The following is a 17,443-nucleotide window of genomic DNA, read 5'->3' on the forward strand; positions in this document are numbered from 1 at the left end:
ATGATTAAACTAAATTGTGATTTAGGCGAAAGCTACGGCGCCTGGAAAATGGGCACAGACGAACAAATCATGCCGTATATTGATATGGCAAATATCGCCTGTGGATTTCATGCCTCTGACCCATTCATTATGGATAAAACGGTTAAGTTGGCAGTACAAAACAACGTCATGATCGGGGCGCATCCGGGTTACCCCGATCTGCTTGGTTTCGGACGTCGTGACATGTCGTTTAATGCAGATGAGATAAGACAACTGGTGCTCTATCAGGTAGGTGCCTTACAGGCGATTTGCGAAGCCAATGGCACCAAAATCGGCTACGTAAAACCGCATGGCGCGTTGTACAACACCATGATGAAAAGCAAATCGCAATTAACCGCCATTATGGAAGCCGTCGCGTCTCTAAAAGACCCTGTGCCATTGATGATACTGGCCAATGCCGATGCCGAAGAAAACAAACAACTGGCAGAAAAGCATTCTGTATCGCTGTTGTTTGAAGCCTTTGCCGATAGACGTTACGCCGATGATGGAAACCTAACTTCGCGCGCTCTTGAAGGCTCGGTTCTGGAAAATGAAAATGACATCCAGGATCAAATCAAATCGTTGATTACAGACAAACAAGCCATCAGTATTTCGGGTAACACGCTATCAGTCCATGCCGATACCCTGTGTGTGCATGGTGATAATGTGCAAGCGCTGGAATCGGTTAAAAGCATTAGAAAATTCATTGATGCTAATTTTACGCAGTCTTAAATCATTATGATATTTCTGGTAAATACGATGTTGATAGTTTCCATAAAGCCATGAACGTAGTTTCTGTATCCGAGAACACCGTTGTCGTGCTGTTCGAACAAAAGATATCACAGCAGGTTGCCGCTCAAGTGCTTAAGTTAAAACAACTTATCGATGCTGAACTTGCGGACTATGTGATTGATATCGTGCCTTCCTACGCGTCGATACATTTAAGCTTTAACTTACGCAAAATAAACCATCAGGGCTTTGTCGATAAGCTGGAAACGCTAACCGATATCGTATTAAACGCAGCAGAAGATGACACCCATGATGGCCAACAGAAACTCATAGAAATCCCTGTCTACTATGGTGAAGAAGTCGGGCTGGATCTGCTTGAAATGACAGAAACAACCGGCTTATCGATCGAACAAATCATTCAGATGCATCACCAGAAAACCTATCGTGTATTTGCGCTTGGTTTCTCTCCCGGCTTTGCATTCTTAGGCTCTGTTGATCAACCGATTGCAGTGCCGAGAAAAGAAACCCCAAGGCTTTCAGTACCCAAAGGCAGTTTAGGCATTGCCGGCGAACAAACCGCTATCTATCCATTCGATTCACCGGGTGGCTGGAATATCATCGGTCGCACCCCGAAGAATCTTGTCGATTACAATCAACACCCTCCGTGCGAATTTGAAGTAGGGGATAGCATCAAATTTAATCCCATCAGCAAACAAGCGTACCTTGATTTGGGCGGGGAGTTTTAAATGTCGCTAGACGATTTATTACCGCCTACCTTGCAAATAGTAAAACCCGGCGTCATCAGTTTACTGCAAGACTATGGGCGCTACGGTATGCAACACTATGGCATCACCAATAGTGGCCCGATGGATGAACACGCCTATTTATGGGCGAATCGTTTATTACAAAACAACTTCAATGCACCGCAGATAGAAATTTGTTTGGGCGGGTTCGAAGCACGTTTCAGCAAACCCACCAGAATCGCCATTTGCGGCGCGCACTTGCACCCAACACTCAATCATAAACCGCTGAAAACATGGCACAGTTACGCGATAAAAGCAGGTGATGTACTTCGCTTTGGTGGCGCACATCATGGGCTATATACCTATCTGGCGATTGCCGGTGGTTTTGATGTTAAGCCGCAGTTATCCAGTTGCAGTACCGTGATGCGCGAGCATTTGGGGGGTATTCATCAAAACGGCGAGAAGTTAGTTGCAGGGGATTCACTGGATTACCCGCATTATAACGAGCGACACATAAAAGGTACGGGGCCATTTTCAACCGTGGTGCCTGAAGCGTATATCCCGTCATACCCAGATAAAATCAGCATACGTTTTATCCCGAATTATTCAGAGAATGGTTGTGGTGAAGCGACCTTGAATAAATTTACCGAGCAAAGTTATCGCGTCAGCAATGAAATTAATCGCATGGGGTATCGCTTAAAGGGTGAGGCGTTGCCACATGATGGTAAAAGTATCATCTCGCAGGGGATTAGTACGGGGTTTATTCAATTACCTAAAGATGGGCAGCCGATTGTGTTGATGAAGGATCGGCAGACTATAGGTGGGTATCCGTTATTGGGATGTGTGGCGCATTTGGATGTGGCGAAGTTGAGTCAGAGTAAGCCGGGGGTGGAAGTGGAGTTTGTGAAGGTTGGGATTCAACAGTTGGAAAGTGAACTAGTGGAGCATTTGGAGTTTTTTGGAGTTGCCTTCTGAGGCTTACCAAAAGCCAATAAGGTACATCGTAGATTCTGTAAGGAATCGTCGATGCACAATGGTTGAACTGGGTTAGATATTGAATTGAATAGCTATTTTTATTTGGATTAAGTCACCCCTCTACTTATGAATGATATTTATGCGGCTACGCCTTTCCTTCGGATCAACGTTAAAAAACAACGTTCTTGCTCACTGCGTTTGTATGGTATTTCCAGCCTTTATCTACGATCATAGTAAAGGCATCGGGGAGGGGGAGTTTTTACACTTTTTTTTAGCTACTAAGAAGTTACAATCATCTTTAGCAATACCACTTATAAATACATATAAGTCAAAGTCCAACTTAAGTTTGTCGAATGCAGCCTTTACTTGTTTACAGTCTATATCATTATGGAATGGGATACTCCAGACAAGACACCCATAGAAATTTTTACTATTTTTTGATTTGTTGGACAGTTTTGTAATATGCCCATTATTCTCGATAAACATTTTTTGGATTAAATTTGAAATATTCTTTTGATCTGTTAGTTCTTGTGAAACTTTCAGTGAATCAGTATATTTGTTAACTTTTGTTATATCCCTAGTAAATTCAGTCTGCTTACTCAATTCAAAAATATCTATATACTTTCCCTTGTAAGTATCCTTTTTTTCTTTGAGAAAGCATTTAATTTCATCAAATATTTCCTTTTCAACTTTATAGCTAACATTACTTGATTTCACATGAATTTCGAATGTTTTACCTCGAAGAAAAGCATATTCATTAAGTAAGCTCATGTTATCAATAATGCTGAGAAGCCTAGATTTAAAAATGTCTTTGCTCTCTTTGAATTTAACTTCAAAGTTATAATTTTTATTGTTTTTTTCCATTTGTAAATCACATGCACCTTCCGTTCGAACTTGATCCGTAAACTGAAAGCCATAAGATTCTAACTCCATATATATTTGGAACTCAATAAACACAGAATGGAGTTTTCTGGTAAAGTTAAAACCTCTCTCTCCTCTTGTTTCATCCATACCATCTTTAACAAGTTGATGCGGTATATTTTCATATCCTTTCAAAAAATCTTTCTTTAAAACAACATGAGATACAAATGATTTAACTAAGGGGTTCAAAAGAGACTCTTTCCCTTCATTTTTTATATAGTCAGTTAAAGCCTCTGCAATAATTTTGTTATTTTGACTTAAAGTTGATTTACTAATATCAAAATTGTTAATTTGTTGTAACCAGTTCTGTGGTAAAGAATTATTTTGTATGAGTCTCATGATTGATTACTTATTGTTTATTGTGATGAAACACAAAAATATGCGGTGTTTTGGTTCCCTAACGCCTTACACAGCGGAAAACGACGAGCGCGAGCGAGTTGATTTTCCGATGCTGTAACTTGTTAGGCATGTTTATATATTTTAATTGATTTATTTCGCACGACCTTAAAAGTTTGAAATGCAAGCCGAGCTTTTTTTACTAAAATTTGATCACTATATTTTGACAGTTTATCTTTAAAATCAAGTGGTTTTAGACTGCATTGTGCTCCGATAATAATCTCTTTAAGTACAAAGTCATCGCTAAAATTTACAAAATAAAGACCAGATTCTTCTTTTTCTTCAAGAGGCACAATTCCTCTATATTCACGTTCGTAACTCCACTCTTTAAATTTGTATTTAACTGCCTCGGATAATAAAGCAGAGTTTATATTGTGATTATCTAGAGTTTCTCCAATTTTAAAAGGTCTTCGTCTTTTGATGTATTTAACTTTTTTGAGAATGTCATCATGAACATCAAAACCAAAACAAATTCCTTTGTGTTTGTCTCCATAATGACTCCACATAACAGGGTTTTGCCATTGGCTACTGAAGCATACTAATCCAGCTTTTGTTGAAAAGTAATTTCTGAATTTATTCCAAACTTTTCTTTGTTCTTTATTAGATATATTAAAGGCTAATAATTCAAAAGGATCATTTAAATCATCAAAGAGAGAAACCTTTAACCATTTCTTTTCGATGGCATCTAAAGCATATTTTTCTTGTGTGAGATAGTAAACACGCATATTTATTGCCTAACGCCGTGCTCAGCGGAAAAACGCGAGCGGGAGCGAGTGCTTTTTCCGATGCAGCACCTTGTTATATTTTTTTAACTTAAGCAAAATCTAAGTAAACAACAGTTAGAATTTGGAAAAAATTACTCGCATAGATTCCATATGCTTACATTAGCCCAAATAATTGAAGGTTTAAAACCACCAGGACTCATTGACGGATAATTAACTACATGAGCATGTGAAATTCTAATTTGTACCTTCTCCTCAGCTATTCTCTCCACATAACCAATATAATTTATGTTATCTCTTACCGTGCATATTTTAGCTCCTATTTTTTTCTTATAAGGCAATTCTCTGTTATGTCGATCTAATTTTTCATTTAGAACTCGTTGTCTCATTTCACTTTTTTTATTAGCTAACTGTTGATCTAACCGATTTATTAATTTTTCATGAGTAGGGCTAATATAGCCTAAGTCTCTTATGGCTTTTCTGTACGCTGGATCATTTAAGCCTTTCTTAGGTGAAATGGTACTAATACCAACGTGTTTGACTGCACCGTAAGTGGTCGTATTATATATTTTCCCTGTATGTTTGAGATTTACAAAATATAGGACTGTATCGTTACTGCCAATTTTTTTGCAAGCTCCACCTTCAAATTTACCTCCAACACTTGAACAATGTGTAGCAAATTGAGTTCTAATTCCATTAATATCATTATTTAGTGGGATCGTCTCACCAGTAAAGTATGTGTATGACGATTTTTGAGTCGTTTTAGTCATTGCTGAAGCAACTAGTTTACCCAAAGCACTTGAATTCCCTTTAATTACACGTTTTGAGAAGTTAATAGCATCTTCATTTTTCTTTAGTTGTATTTCGCTTGTTGAACATCCTGATAGAGTAACCAAGACAGACATTAGAGTTAATGTCATAAATTTCATATATTCCCCTTTAATTAGTTTAATTATTTAATAATTATACACAATATATTTTATGGAAATACAATTTTTAGCATGATATTAATATAACAGTTTATTAGACGGCTTCTGCCTTTCCCAGCCTTGATTTAACATCAAAAACCAAATTAAAGTATAACAACGCCTATTATGTCGTCAGTATAACTATTTTTCAGACAAGTGTTTAGAAATAGACGGCTTCAGTCTATTTCTGATATTAATGCATCTGTCTATTTTAAATATGCTAGAAATTCGCATTTTTCTTTCTTTTTTGTATTAATTGGATACCGATATATTTAACAATCAGATCAAATTTAAATCTTCAAGATCAATTGTAAAAGTACTTCGCGAGGCATAAATTCCATTTACGTTTTTAAACGACGAAAACGAACCGAGATTTATCGAGACAAAAGCATTGTTGTTTAATGCTTACCCGAAGGGAAGGCGTAGCCGCATAAATATCATTCCGCAAAGCATAAGTTCTTTTGGTCATTTCAAACAACGAAATGAAAAATCACTTAAAAGTAGGGGGGTGACATTAAAAAGAAGTTTCACAGCTAAAGCTGCGAGATACCTTTTTTTCAGCAGCAAAAAAAACGTATCCCAAAAAATGCCGCCCGACATACAAGCCGCAAGCGGTTTCCTCACGACTCGATAATTAACTAGATTTTAGAACTCGTTCCTGTCGTCACTCAAACAGCTAAAATCTTTAACGTTAATTATCTGCGTGGCTCGGCTTGTTTGAATGGGATTTGAAAAACATCGTTAGAAATAAAAAAGTGCCTATAAGTAGGGGGGTGACCTAACAATCACTAAAAATACTGAACGTTGATCTAGCGACCTAATTCCCTTAGAAAGCAATGAGCATCACAGTAAATAATGGATCAGGATGAAGGTTGTTTGAGCGACTTTAGGAGCGAGTTCCCTTCATTCCCATTATTTAGGAGAAGCGCAGTGAACCCGCTAGGGTGCTTTATTGGGGCGGCTATTCTTTGGTTACTTTCTTGTAGCTGTAGACAAGAAAGTGACTCGTAGCCGATAACCAAAAGTACGAGAGAAAGAGTAAAGTCCACAAGCTACGAAAAAGCTCACTCAAATGTAAATACAGAAAAAAGTGACTACTTTTAGGGTGTTTTTTCTTTTACAACATAACGACTCGGTAAATGGACTACGTCAATGTGACTAACAGCTAGTTACAAAGCTACTTCAGTTCAGTTTAAACAAAATAGTTAGGTCTGATTTATTGAAATTACTTGGAGGAATGGGTAAAGGTTCAGCGCGCTTAAAAGCTTGTTTCACTGATGAACAAAACTTAGCAGTACCTCTGCAGGATTGAACATTAATACCTCCCACTATAAAACCACTACTGGAAACCATGATTTTTACTATGGCCATATTTCCTTTAGTTCCCGGAGGTTGGCGCCAGTGACGTCTAACGTGTTGCTGAACTTTACTCGTCCATTTATTTTTTATACCGTATCTTTCTTTCTCATACGAGCTGCTTCTCGCAATAGCTCTATTATCGTGTCTATGTGCTTTTCCTTGCGCTGGTAGTGGATGTGTATGAGTTCGTCCGCTATGTGAGTGTCTTTCCGATTTATTCGGTACTGCTTGAGCATTAAACGTTACTACCAATAAAATAATAATAAATAACTTCATAACTACTCCAATTTAGGCGTAAGAACTCTTAAAGAGACTACCATTTAAATATAGTAGATTTTTTATTTAAAGCAATGAGGCAAATTCAAGTCAGAACTGACTCAATGAAATGTCTTCTTGTTTTTGTAACTCGGTGACATAGCGCAGTGTTCAGCAGAAAAATAAGAACGCGACCGAGTAGTTTTTGCGAAGCCGCAACTTGTATGGGATTTGAAAAAAATTGCTGGATTTAAAAAAGTGCCTATAAGTAGGGGGGTGACATTTTTCCCATTTAAAGCAATGAGTATCGCAGGAAATAATGGATTAGGATGAAGGTTGTTTGAGCGTAGCGAGTTCCCTTCATCCCCATTATTTCTGAGAAACGCAATGAACCCGCAGGGTGCTTTTAGGGCAGCTTTTTGTTTGGTTCGTTTATTTTGGCTGAGCAAAATAAATGAACTCGTAGCCGTTAACTAAAATACGAGGAGAAGAATAAAGTCCCTAAGCTACGAAAAAGCCCACTCAAATATAAATTTCATCTCCAATCAATCTGATCAATCACTCGCTGAAAGCTAACCTCTATAGGTGCTTCAATCACCAAAGACCCCAAACTAATTGGATGCGTAAGCGATATCTGTGTGGCTGCCAGGTATAAGCGAGTCTGCTTAAAGTGGTCTTGAAAAAAGTGATTGTGATGACGGTCCCCATGATTTACATCTCCCACAATGGGGTGATTACAGTGATTCAGGTGACGACGTATTTGATGTTTTCTGCCGGTTTTCGGCATCGCTTTTACTAAGGCATATCTGGCTGAATCATAGCGTCCCACGGGTTGCTGGATAGTCGCTGTTTGTAGACATTCAAAATGTGTTTCAGCTTCTTGTATTTTCCCCTCTTCAGTATCGGGTTCGGAGAACTTGTCGACATGATATTTAAGGGGTTTATCGACTATCCATTTTCCATGATCTTTTGCATGGCTTGGCCAGCCTCGTACCAGCGCGAGGTATTCTTTTTCGATGCTATTATTCTGGAATTGTTCTTGAAGTAATCGCGCAACGTTTGAGGATAGGGCAAAGATAAGTACGCCTGAGGTGGGCTTATCCAGACGATGTACGGGGAATACTTTTTGCCCAATTGCATCTCTGGTCATCTGCAGGGCGAATTGTGTTTCGTCGGAATCCATCCACGATCGATGAACCAAAAGACCGGCAGGCTTATGTATCGCTACGATGTCATCATCTTGATGAAGAATAGAAAAGCTGTCTGAAAAGTCAGTCATAGAGTTCGTTAGTTTTGGGCGTTAAAGGCTGAATAAATAAGTGTCTTTAAGATAACACTTAAAAACGCACCCCTGTACTTTGAATGACATTATGTTTTGCTGTTTAAAAACGTAAATGGAATTTATGCAGAGCTAAAGCACTTTTTTATACTGGCTCAAAGATAACGAGCTAAACCCATTTATCACCTTGTGAAACTTCTAGTGTATTGATTGTTGCGCTGACTGATTCGGAAATCTACTAATAATTTCTCAAGATGACTTGTTTGCTTTATTGACTGAACAAATTTTTTCGCCTTCTTCAATCAGAAAGTCGCGGAAATGACTGGCAACGCTGGATAGTTTTTTACCTTTTAAATGCACTACATACCATTTTCGTTTTAGTGGAAAGTACTTGATATCAAGTACCGCTATTCTGTCTACCTCAAGCTCTAACTGTAAATTATGCACTGACATGACTGACACACCCAGCCCGACCATTACGGCTTGTTTGATCGCTTCGGCGCTACCTAATTCCATATAAGGTTTTACTTCTAGCCCATGCTCTGAGAATAGGCGGCGCAATGCTTCGCGCGTGCCAGAACCCAGTTCACGAGAGATAAAGCGTTCGGTTGCAATGCGTTCCAGTGAAATATTCTTTTCTTTTGCCAGTGGGTGATTGATTGGTGCAATCACCACCAAGGGGTTGTCCAGAAATTCTTCAGATTCCAGTTCCAGGTGGTCTGGCTTTCTACCCATTACCACGAGATCATCGATGTTTTCTTCCAGACGTTGAATCACTGTCGCCTGATTGGTAATGGTCAGGTTTGGTTTTACATCGGGGTAATTTCGCAGGAATAAGCCGAGCAGATGTGGCATGAAATAGGTCGCGGTGGAAATAGCGCCGATTTTAAGTGGTCCTTTAATCCTTTTATCTAGTTGCAGCATGTCGACATTAAAGCTGTCTAGTCGATCAAGTACGTCTAGAGTCGTTTCAGCCAGTTCTGTTCCGGCTTCTGTTAAAAAAATCTTCATACCCACTTTATCCACAAGTGGGAGTCCCACACTTTCTTCAAGCCGCTTAATCTGGATAGACATGGCGGGCTGGGATAAATGCATTTCTTCCGCAGCGCGAGTATACGATAAGTGTTTCGCGAGGCTATTGAAGAGACGCAGCTGGTGCAGGGTAATATGGCGCAGATTCATTATGTCCTCTTTAGTGCGCTGATTTCATTACATTATAAAACAGGGGCTTTCTTAAACTATTCCCCTAAAGTGTTATAGGTTGCGCTTAAGCACATTGTTAGATAATCGCTGTGCATATTTACTTAAGTAAATACGTCTTATTTACTTTTACCAGAGTAAATAACTGGCATTTCAAGAATAAAATTCTAAGTGTATTAGTAATTACTTATAGTCCTGCCCACTGGTGTTACATCAGATTGTCTCAAAGGCAGTATTCATAAAGCCTAAATTTAGATCACATAATTTAGATCAGATAATTTAAATCACTCTATTTAAAACATTTAGGAAAAACACAGCGATGAATTTTATTACGAATACTTTAAAAACGATTACCACAGGATTGGCGATGCAGAATACCGCTGACTACCTGTCAAATACTGAAAAACAAACCTGGATGAAAAAAGCGGTAACGCATAAACAGCATGCGTATAAGTCTACTGCACCACAAAAGATCGATATTGATACAGCCATTATTAAATAGGGGGTAATCAAAATGTCTAACTGGGTACTAGCTTTAGGGGAATATCTAACACCCTATAAGGAGTGGACAGGAGAGTTAAAAAACATCGCGACGCTAAAGTCTGATGCTATGGCAGGTCTTACCGTTGCGATGATTGCCATCCCGCAATCTATGGCTTATGCACAGCTCGCTGGTTTGCCCGCTTATGTTGGTCTTTACGCCTCATTTTTGCCCGTTATTGTAGCTGCTCTATTTGGATCATCACGCCAGTTAAGTACCGGCCCCGTGGCGCTTGCCTCGTTAATGTCTGCCACAGCAATCCAGCCTTTTGCGCATTTAGGCGTAGAGGCGATGATGGTTTATTCCGCCATGCTCGCTCTGATGATTGGTGTATTCCGGTTATCGCTTGGACTATTACGCTTTGGCTTTGTCGTGGATTTTTTATCGAATCCCGTGGTTATTGGTTTTACGAATGCTGCCGCGTTAATCATCGGCACTTCTCAAGTACCTAAATTGCTGGGGCTGGATATTAAAGCTGATCAATTTGATCATTATTATCAGTATCTGTGGGCGATAGTGTCATCGCTGGATAGTGTTGAACGCATCATCATGTTGATGGCAGCGCTAGCCATTATTAGTTTGTTTGCACTGGGGCGTTTTTTCCCTCGTCTTCCCGGAATTTTAATTACCGTCGTGTTGACCACATTGGTTGCATGGTGGATGGGCTATGAAGATAAAGGGGGAACTGTCGTTGGGCTTATACCTCAAGGTTTGCCAAGTTTGTCGTTTCCTGCGATTAATTTTGATTTGAAACAGATCGGTGAACTGATCGTATCGGCAGTCATTATTGGCTTAATGGGTTTGGTCGAAGCCATCTCTATTTCTAAAACAATAGCCGCTAAAACCCGCCAACCCTGGTCAGTCAATCAGGAGTTGGTTGGACAAGGTATGGCTAATATCTTTTCCGGTTTATCTCAGGGCTATGTGGTATCTGGTTCGTTCTCACGTTCTGCGGTTAACTATGCCTCTGGTGCGGTGACCGGTCTGGCATCAATTATCACAGGTCTTTTGATTGCTGTGACTTTATTGTTTTTGACAGATCTGCTGTATCACTTGCCACAGGCGACGCTTGGTGCGGTTATCGTTATGGCGGTTTTCAGTCTGTTTTCGATGAAACCGATAGTTCGGGCATGGAAGGTTGAGCGCCACGATGGTATCGCCGCCATCATCACGTTTGTCGCAACGTTGTTATTTGCGCCACGCTTGGAAGTGGGTATTTTGACCGGGATTATTCTTTCGTTAGCACTGTTTTTATACCGAACCATGCGACCTAATTTCATCGAACTATCGCGCCATACGGATAATATTTTGCGCGATGTGGCTAAACATAACTTACCCACAAGTGAAACCGTCGCGATCTATGGTTTTGACAGTGACCTGTATTTTGCCAACGCGGGTTATCTGGAAGGTAAGCTTTTAAATAGCCTGTCACAAAAGCCCGGATTGAAAGTCGTCATTCTTGATCTCGAAGGTGTTGGGCAAGTAGATGCCACTGGTGAAAGCATGCTAGAAAAAATGGCTGATCGTTTAAAACTCAATGGAGTAGAGCTATACATCGCGAGAACCAAGGCGCAAGTTTATGCTGCATTCAAACGATCTGGTCTTGTTGAATCTATCGGCCCACAGCATTTCTTTTATGAACGCAAAGATGCATTAAAACATGCTAAAAAAGTTTTTGCAGATGCGGTCGACATTACGCCTTTGAGTTACAGCTATGGCAAAGAAACTTAACACGTAAATCAAATTTAAATCTGGGTTTGAGCCAACATTAAAGACAACGGCATTGTTTTTAATGTTGGCCTGAAGCAAAGGAGTAGGCACATAAAAGTGCTGCTACTCGTGTGACTCAGCCTGACCTGCCAGTTCATCCATCGGTATCGCAATATTGTCGGGTACTTTATTGTTGATAGCTACACCGTAGAGAAATACCAGTAGAAATACCAATACACTGCCGAATATTGCGATTGTTTTTGTCTTCAAATAAGTCAATAGAGATCGATAATTAAAACTTAGATGGCCAATCACCGAGATGATCATTACCAGCCCGAAGAGTTTATGTACCGGGTGCATCTGAATGGTAAACGACGGTTTTTCAATAAAAAACATCATCAACCCTGATGTAGACATTGCTATAAATGAGACAAGCAAGGCTACTGCAAAAAATTTTCTAGTCATGGTTTTTTCTTCTATATTTTAGGTGTTAGTAACGGTACTTAAGATTTTCAATAATTGTATTAACTGCAGTTTGTTGATCATTTTGCGGTTTTAATAATAGGCTCAATATCGACTGGACAATTAAGAGCCCGCGCAACCATGCAAAGATCGTGAGCCTTGTGTATGATTTTTTCTGCTGTATTTTCTTTACCGGACTCAACGGTTAATACAGGACGTATTACGATTCGTTTAAAACGATATCCAGTAGTGTCTTCTTTCAATAACTCCCCTTCGGCAGTGGATTGGTAAGCTTTCACTTCTAATCTGGATTTCTGGGAAATCAGCAGAACATAGTTTGCAAGGCAGGCTTCAGCGGCGACAACCAGAATATGTTCCGGACAGTAACGATCCGCATTGTGTGGAGAACCGATGGGGAGTACTGGTAGTTCTCCAATGTGAATCTCTCCTTTTTCTCCATCACCTGTCCACTCATAGGCTGTTTGATAATTTAATGGTATGTCACTCATAGCTTGTTGCTCCTATAAAATTATTGGGTCAATCAAAAGTCTGCACTACTAGCAAGTATGTGAGCAGACATGCTGTTATTGACCGAGATGTCTACTTCTGTAATTTAGACGCTATTCATTTTCTGGCTAAAAGCAATGTTTAGCTAAAACAATGAATAGCGTATACCTTTCTATGGAAACGTTATTTGATGATTTTTCCATTCAGATAAACATTGGTTTCCATTTCAGTTTCATTTTGAATCCCTTCTCCTGCAAAACACATGCGAAGAGATTGTTTGGCATAATCATTTACCGCTTCTTCTGCAGCGTCGCTGGTGACTATGACTCTGGTAATTACATCATCCAGATGTCCCGTCATTGTGGGTGTCATGAAGTTATCTTGCTGATAATTAAATTGGTGTTCAACGCGATAATTTTTAATCTCGACGCCTTGTTTCTGGAAGAGCAGTTTGTTTATCGCAAGTTGACTCATCAAACAAAAGGATGTGCCTACGGTGAAATAGTCTCTTGAGGTAGGCGCTTTATCCATGCCTGAATATCCACGGCTGTCATCAGCATAAAGCTCCCAGGTTTGATAATTTTGGGTTAATGATTTCGCTCTGATCTTGTGCATATAGGGTCTGCCTGCATCATTCGCAGATTCGGCAATGGCAATTTCTGGGAATATCATAGGGTTCGGCATATTCATCATGCCAAAAGCAAGATCTTCTTCAACTTCCATGGTTTCAAACTTTAAATCAGGTGTGACATTGGTGAGGGTAAAACCATTGTCGATAGAAATAGGGGATTCTACTTTTCCGCCATGAACTGTCATTCCTGACCAATTATCTGAATTGATGACTATTGCTGCATCGATAGTGGTTTTGTTTGCGAGTCCTTCACCTACAGCCCAAGCTTTAAGAGCCATTTCTTTTAATGCTGTTATTTTTTCGGGTGGCTCATTACTTTTAATGAGAATATTAGAGATGACTTTATCCGTGTAGCCAGACCATTTTTTTGTCATGGGATCGTCGAATCTAAAAAATATTTTTGATTCTATTTTCACATCCTCAACATCAAGACCTAATATTTTTATGCTTCTTTCAACTTGTGTTAATAAGCTTGAGGCTGAACCAGCCGCAAAATAGGTTAAAGGGTTTGGCGCAGTTTGGTCATGATCAGCTCCTCCCTCATCACTGACAAGTTCCCATGCACTGAATTGATCTTCACCTACAGGCTTCACTATTCCTTTTTTGAGAAAATGAGCCTCTTTATTTAATATATTTTGAGTGGTGGTAACAATATTTTCGGTAACTGCACCATTTGCTGGTATGGCTTTAGTAGGAGTAAATGTTATGGGACGCGTATAGTCACTTAATCGTGTTGCGATTTTATACGTTTTTGAATTCTGCTTTGCATCAGTATCTGCATACGCTACGTTTCCTGATACAAGAAGTGTTACTAGTATTGATAGTGTACTTAATTGAGTGTTCATTATTTTCACCTTTGAATGCTAATGGTTAATTCACGCTATAGGTACATGATGAAAGTAATGTAGGGGTTTATATAGAGACCGAACACGGTAGTTCTGGTACTTTTCGCGGATCAGCAGTTTGAATAATGAGATCCTTGACTTAAGTCAGTAGGTCTTACCTAGAGTTAATCTGGTATTTTTCTCGTGTGTTCTGACGGAAGGTTGCAGGACTAATGCCGGTTTCACGTTTGAAAAACCGTCCAAAATAGGAAGAGTCTTCAAAGTTTAGGCGATAACCGATTTCGGCGATGGTTTCATTGCTTTGAACAAGTAAACGTTTAGCTTCCACTGCAAGTTTTTGACGAATGATAGTTCCCGGGGATTGCCCCGTAACTTCTTTGACAGTATCGGTGAGATGGCTGGTACTAATCCCGATTCTGTTGGCATAGTATTTCACAGAATGTTCAGAAATAAAGTGTTCGGATACCAGTTGTGAAAATTGACGTACGATAGGCGATGTTGTCTGAGTGTGTCCTTCTGGGTGATTTGCATCATACAAGCGTTGAAGTTGTGTGAGTAGTATGTGTAAATAAGCACGCAATACTGAAAGACTTCGCTCAGTCCCATTGTGGAACTCTTGTTCAATTCCATCCAGTAATCCATTTACCATCGAAGATGCTTTCTTATCAATAGAAAGGTAGGGAGCTTGACCCACATCGTGGAAAAATGAGAAATCATGCGCCCTAATAATATTCGAAGAAGGAATGCCTAAAAATTCTTCAGTAAAAAGTAGGGCATTTCCCTTTAGTGGTTTACTCAATTGCCAAAAATGAATCTGGTCTTTGGAGAGAAAATAAAACGTATTCGGCTTAACGGGATAGGGTTCGAAATCAATGATATGGGTTCCTTCACCTTCACTAATATACAGAACTTCATAACAATCATGACGATGAGGGTAATCTGCCTGAGCAGACTCATTCATAGCCCCAAAACTTGTCATTACGAACGGGAATTCAGGATCAAGGGATTCGAACTGTTTTCCTTGAGAACTCTGAACGTTATCGACAGTGTCTTTAAAAGAATGTAATGGAATGTCTTTATTCTTTTTCATGGTTAGCTATAAAATAACACATCGCGAAGCATAAGTTCTTTTGGTCATTTCAAACATAGAAATAAGAAAATCGCTTAAAAGTAGGGGGGTGACTTTATTTCAGAAGTTTATCTCCCAAAAAGTCCAATATAGCAGGAGCAACTTCCACTTCACTTAGCAATGGAGCATGTCCTACATTGAGTATTTCCAATACCTCAAGATCTGGTTTCATCTGTTGCATTCTTTGTACGCATTCAATATCAATAATATCTGAAAGCTCGCCACGAATAAGCAGCATCGGTTTATCCAGAATCTGTTCATAGACTGGCCAGAGATCGGGTGCAGCACTCTTTGTTGCATCGCTTTGATCTTCATCTGTAGCGGCTAAAAGTATCGCAATATTAGGATCATATAAGAGTACAGGACGTCCACTGTCATCTTCGCGGTATAAGCGTTTGGCAAACTTGAACCAGTCGTCTTCGGTGGCATCAGGAAACGCTACGCCATTAATTTCAGCGGTTCGTTTAAGCGCTTCATCCCAGTTCGTGACAGGTGCAGATTTACCGACATACTTCTTTAAGCGATTGAGTCCTTTCTCTGCAATCTCAGGGCCAACGTCATTGATGATCATCGCATTTATCATGTCTGGCTTCATCGCCGCCATCATCATCGCCATGATTCCTCCCATTGATGTTCCGAATAAAATCACGGATGAAAGTTTTAACTTTGCCAATAATTGGAACATGTCCTGAACGTAAACCAAGGGATTGTAGTTACTCGGGTCAGGGTCGTAGTCAGACAAGCCACGTCCTCTTTGATCAACCACAATTAAGCGATAATCATCAGCGAGTTCATTGCAAATATCTTCAAAATCAGCCGAGTTTCTGGTGAGTCCATGCATGCAGAGAATGGTTTTTGCGTTTGGGTTTTTATCAAGCGCAGTGGAATAATCGCGTGCATATAAACGCAAACCGTCTTCACTGGTGTACCAGATATCTTTGTATGTAGTCATAATGTTGTTTTTAATAGATAGATAAACTATTACCCGATGAAAAAAGTGCCCATAAGTAGGGGGGTGAGTTTACAAGAAATACTTGTCAAGATGTAAGCAGACTCAATTATGGTGCACCGCTCTAGGCTTATGGTAAGCCACAGAAATCTATAAATCCAAAACAATCATCCCAGATTTGGCACGCGACACACACACGCACATATATTCATTGCTGGTTTTTTCTTCATCCGAGAGTATTTCATCGCGGTGGTCGATATCGCCTTCAAGTACATCGGTGATACATGTTCCGCAAACACCTGAAGTGCAGGCTGATGGGATATCGATACCGTCGTCTGTAAGCACGCCTAATATGGAATCATCTGCGCTTATCTCATAAATGACTCCGGTTGAATTAATCTTTACTTGGAAGCTGGTGCTTTCCAGTTCTTGTTTATCGCTAGAGGCGCTGAATTTTTCATAATGAAGTTCATGTTCTTTAGCTTGCTCTTGATTCGCTTTCATTAACGCATTGAGCATTGGCTCTGGGCCACAGGCATAGATTAGGCTGTCTTTTGGGGATTCATTAAGGAGCTGTTTAAAGTTGATATAGCCGCTCTCTTCGTCTGTATGCAGATGATAATTGTCACCCAGATTCAGTGCATCTAAATGTGCAGCAAAGGCGGCTAATTTTCTATTTTGAACAAGGTAATAAACATCAAAACTCGCCCCGTGTTTTTGTAATGCATTCACCATTGAAAAGATAGGTGTCACACCAATGCCACCTGCCACTAATGTGTAATGGGGTGCATTAGGAATCAGTTTGAAGTGATTTCTCGGGCCATCAAGTTCTACCTTCTGACCTTCTTTAAGTTGATGCATGGCTTTTGATCCGCCTGCACCATCATCTTCCCGTTTTACTGCTACAGAAACACGTTTATGATCTTCCGACCAATTCCATAGAGAGTATTGTTTGATTAAGTCGTTTTCTAAATAAACGTCTAAATGCGCGCCAGGTTCTACCGATTCAAATATACCTTGGTCGATCTTAAATTCGAAACTTGAGGTATCGTCACTGAGCTTTTCTATTTTTAAGACAGTACACGTTTTTTTAGATGACATGGT

17 protein-coding genes are annotated in these 17,443 nt (G+C 39.8%); 5 read left to right on the top strand and 12 right to left on the bottom strand.

Translation table 11 applies throughout. The annotated features are described in order from the left end of the window. From Q1A31_RS07315 to Q1A31_RS07325, 3 genes are read left to right on the top strand one after another with little or no spacing between them, the layout of a single operon-like run. Nucleotides 1–750, top strand: a complete 750-nt coding sequence (locus Q1A31_RS07315; RefSeq protein ID WP_299874488.1) for a 5-oxoprolinase subunit PxpA — start codon at nt 1–3, stop codon at nt 748–750. A 50-nt stretch (nt 751–800) separates the two neighbouring features. Then, a complete protein-coding gene (gene pxpB / locus Q1A31_RS07320) occupies nt 801–1,493 on the top strand; it encodes a 5-oxoprolinase subunit PxpB (protein WP_299874492.1) in 693 nt (230 codons plus the stop codon). Next, nucleotides 1,494–2,465, top strand: coding sequence for a biotin-dependent carboxyltransferase family protein (locus Q1A31_RS07325; RefSeq protein WP_299874494.1), 972 nt, complete (start codon nt 1,494–1,496; stop codon nt 2,463–2,465). 228 nt (nt 2,466–2,693) lie between these two features. Here Q1A31_RS07325 and Q1A31_RS07330 read toward each other — a convergent pair whose 3' ends face one another. The 6 genes from Q1A31_RS07330 to Q1A31_RS07355 all read right to left on the bottom strand — a co-directional run bounded on the left by Q1A31_RS07330 (nt 2,694) and on the right by Q1A31_RS07355 (nt 9,547). Next, nucleotides 2,694–3,725 (bottom strand): hypothetical protein, encoded by a 1,032-nt coding sequence (locus Q1A31_RS07330; protein ID WP_299874496.1) that lies wholly within the window; start codon nt 3,723–3,725, stop codon nt 2,694–2,696. A 122-nt stretch (nt 3,726–3,847) separates the two neighbouring features. Then, nucleotides 3,848–4,507, bottom strand: a complete 660-nt coding sequence (locus tag Q1A31_RS07335; protein ID WP_299874499.1) for a DUF2971 domain-containing protein — start codon at nt 4,505–4,507, stop codon at nt 3,848–3,850. Nucleotides 4,508–4,638: 131 nt separating this feature from the next. Then, a complete protein-coding gene (locus Q1A31_RS07340; protein ID WP_299874502.1) occupies nt 4,639–5,433 on the bottom strand; it encodes a hypothetical protein in 795 nt (264 codons plus the stop codon). 1,221 nt (nt 5,434–6,654) lie between these two features. Further along, complete coding sequence (locus Q1A31_RS07345) at nt 6,655–7,107, bottom strand: TonB C-terminal domain-containing protein (RefSeq protein ID WP_299874505.1); 453 nt, start codon at nt 7,105–7,107, stop codon at nt 6,655–6,657. A 514-nt stretch (nt 7,108–7,621) separates the two neighbouring features. Then, on the bottom strand, nt 7,622–8,365 hold the full coding sequence (locus Q1A31_RS07350; protein WP_299874508.1) for a pseudouridine synthase: 744 nt from the start codon (nt 8,363–8,365) through the stop codon (nt 7,622–7,624). A gap of 249 nt (nt 8,366–8,614) precedes the next feature. After that, complete coding sequence (locus tag Q1A31_RS07355; RefSeq protein ID WP_299874511.1) at nt 8,615–9,547, bottom strand: LysR family transcriptional regulator; 933 nt, start codon at nt 9,545–9,547, stop codon at nt 8,615–8,617. A gap of 337 nt (nt 9,548–9,884) precedes the next feature. Here Q1A31_RS07355 and Q1A31_RS07360 point away from each other — a divergent pair, with 337 nt between their 5' ends. Together Q1A31_RS07360 and Q1A31_RS07365 are read left to right on the top strand one after the other, a co-directional pair. Continuing rightward, on the top strand, nt 9,885–10,067 hold the full coding sequence (locus Q1A31_RS07360) for a hypothetical protein (protein ID WP_299874513.1): 183 nt from the start codon (nt 9,885–9,887) through the stop codon (nt 10,065–10,067). A 12-nt stretch (nt 10,068–10,079) separates the two neighbouring features. Next, nucleotides 10,080–11,837: a SulP family inorganic anion transporter gene (locus Q1A31_RS07365; RefSeq protein ID WP_299874515.1), complete on the top strand. Its 1,758-nt coding sequence runs from the start codon at nt 10,080–10,082 to the stop codon at nt 11,835–11,837. A gap of 102 nt (nt 11,838–11,939) precedes the next feature. Here Q1A31_RS07365 and Q1A31_RS07370 read toward each other — a convergent pair whose 3' ends face one another. From Q1A31_RS07370 to Q1A31_RS07395, 6 genes are all read right to left on the bottom strand, one after another. Then, complete coding sequence (locus Q1A31_RS07370; protein WP_299874518.1) at nt 11,940–12,281, bottom strand: DUF4405 domain-containing protein; 342 nt, start codon at nt 12,279–12,281, stop codon at nt 11,940–11,942. A 77-nt stretch (nt 12,282–12,358) separates the two neighbouring features. After that, nucleotides 12,359–12,787, bottom strand: coding sequence for an OsmC family protein (locus tag Q1A31_RS07375; RefSeq protein ID WP_299874521.1), 429 nt, complete (start codon nt 12,785–12,787; stop codon nt 12,359–12,361). A 181-nt stretch (nt 12,788–12,968) separates the two neighbouring features. Then, nucleotides 12,969–14,261: a hypothetical protein gene (locus Q1A31_RS07380; RefSeq protein WP_299874524.1), complete on the bottom strand. Its 1,293-nt coding sequence runs from the start codon at nt 14,259–14,261 to the stop codon at nt 12,969–12,971. A gap of 154 nt (nt 14,262–14,415) precedes the next feature. Beyond that, the gene (locus Q1A31_RS07385; protein ID WP_299874527.1) at nt 14,416–15,351 is read right to left on the bottom strand and encodes an AraC family transcriptional regulator; all 936 of its coding nucleotides are present in this window, start codon (nt 15,349–15,351) and stop codon (nt 14,416–14,418) included. Between the two features lie 94 nt (nt 15,352–15,445). Then, the gene (locus tag Q1A31_RS07390; protein WP_299874530.1) at nt 15,446–16,342 is read right to left on the bottom strand and encodes an alpha/beta fold hydrolase; all 897 of its coding nucleotides are present in this window, start codon (nt 16,340–16,342) and stop codon (nt 15,446–15,448) included. A gap of 147 nt (nt 16,343–16,489) precedes the next feature. Beyond that, entirely contained in the window at nt 16,490–17,440 is a 951-nt protein-coding gene (locus Q1A31_RS07395) for a PDR/VanB family oxidoreductase (RefSeq protein ID WP_299874533.1), read from the bottom strand. Nucleotides 17,441–17,443 lie beyond the last annotated feature (3 nt).

This window comes from uncultured Cocleimonas sp. (assembly GCF_947495625.1).
GTDB lineage: Bacteria > Pseudomonadota > Gammaproteobacteria > Thiotrichales > Thiotrichaceae > Cocleimonas.

What these genes read in the sequence shown, in the direction of transcription:
- Q1A31_RS07315 (WP_299874488.1), top strand. Translation starts at nt 1, where the DNA reads ATGATTAAACTAAATTGTGATTTAGGCGAAAGCTACGGCGCCTGGAAA.
- pxpB (WP_299874492.1), top strand. Translation starts at nt 801, where the DNA reads ATGAACGTAGTTTCTGTATCCGAGAACACCGTTGTCGTGCTGTTCGAA.
- Q1A31_RS07325 (WP_299874494.1), top strand. Translation starts at nt 1,494, where the DNA reads ATGTCGCTAGACGATTTATTACCGCCTACCTTGCAAATAGTAAAACCC.
- Q1A31_RS07330 (WP_299874496.1), bottom strand. Translation starts at nt 3,725, where the DNA reads ATGAGACTCATACAAAATAATTCTTTACCACAGAACTGGTTACAACAA.
- Q1A31_RS07335 (WP_299874499.1), bottom strand. Translation starts at nt 4,507, where the DNA reads ATGCGTGTTTACTATCTCACACAAGAAAAATATGCTTTAGATGCCATC.
- Q1A31_RS07340 (WP_299874502.1), bottom strand. Translation starts at nt 5,433, where the DNA reads ATGAAATTTATGACATTAACTCTAATGTCTGTCTTGGTTACTCTATCA.
- Q1A31_RS07345 (WP_299874505.1), bottom strand. Translation starts at nt 7,107, where the DNA reads ATGAAGTTATTTATTATTATTTTATTGGTAGTAACGTTTAATGCTCAA.
- Q1A31_RS07350 (WP_299874508.1), bottom strand. Translation starts at nt 8,365, where the DNA reads ATGACTGACTTTTCAGACAGCTTTTCTATTCTTCATCAAGATGATGAC.
- Q1A31_RS07355 (WP_299874511.1), bottom strand. Translation starts at nt 9,547, where the DNA reads ATGAATCTGCGCCATATTACCCTGCACCAGCTGCGTCTCTTCAATAGC.
- Q1A31_RS07360 (WP_299874513.1), top strand. Translation starts at nt 9,885, where the DNA reads ATGAATTTTATTACGAATACTTTAAAAACGATTACCACAGGATTGGCG.
- Q1A31_RS07365 (WP_299874515.1), top strand. Translation starts at nt 10,080, where the DNA reads ATGTCTAACTGGGTACTAGCTTTAGGGGAATATCTAACACCCTATAAG.
- Q1A31_RS07370 (WP_299874518.1), bottom strand. Translation starts at nt 12,281, where the DNA reads ATGACTAGAAAATTTTTTGCAGTAGCCTTGCTTGTCTCATTTATAGCA.
- Q1A31_RS07375 (WP_299874521.1), bottom strand. Translation starts at nt 12,787, where the DNA reads ATGAGTGACATACCATTAAATTATCAAACAGCCTATGAGTGGACAGGT.
- Q1A31_RS07380 (WP_299874524.1), bottom strand. Translation starts at nt 14,261, where the DNA reads ATGAACACTCAATTAAGTACACTATCAATACTAGTAACACTTCTTGTA.
- Q1A31_RS07385 (WP_299874527.1), bottom strand. Translation starts at nt 15,351, where the DNA reads ATGAAAAAGAATAAAGACATTCCATTACATTCTTTTAAAGACACTGTC.
- Q1A31_RS07390 (WP_299874530.1), bottom strand. Translation starts at nt 16,342, where the DNA reads ATGACTACATACAAAGATATCTGGTACACCAGTGAAGACGGTTTGCGT.
- Q1A31_RS07395 (WP_299874533.1), bottom strand. Translation starts at nt 17,440, where the DNA reads ATGTCATCTAAAAAAACGTGTACTGTCTTAAAAATAGAAAAGCTCAGT.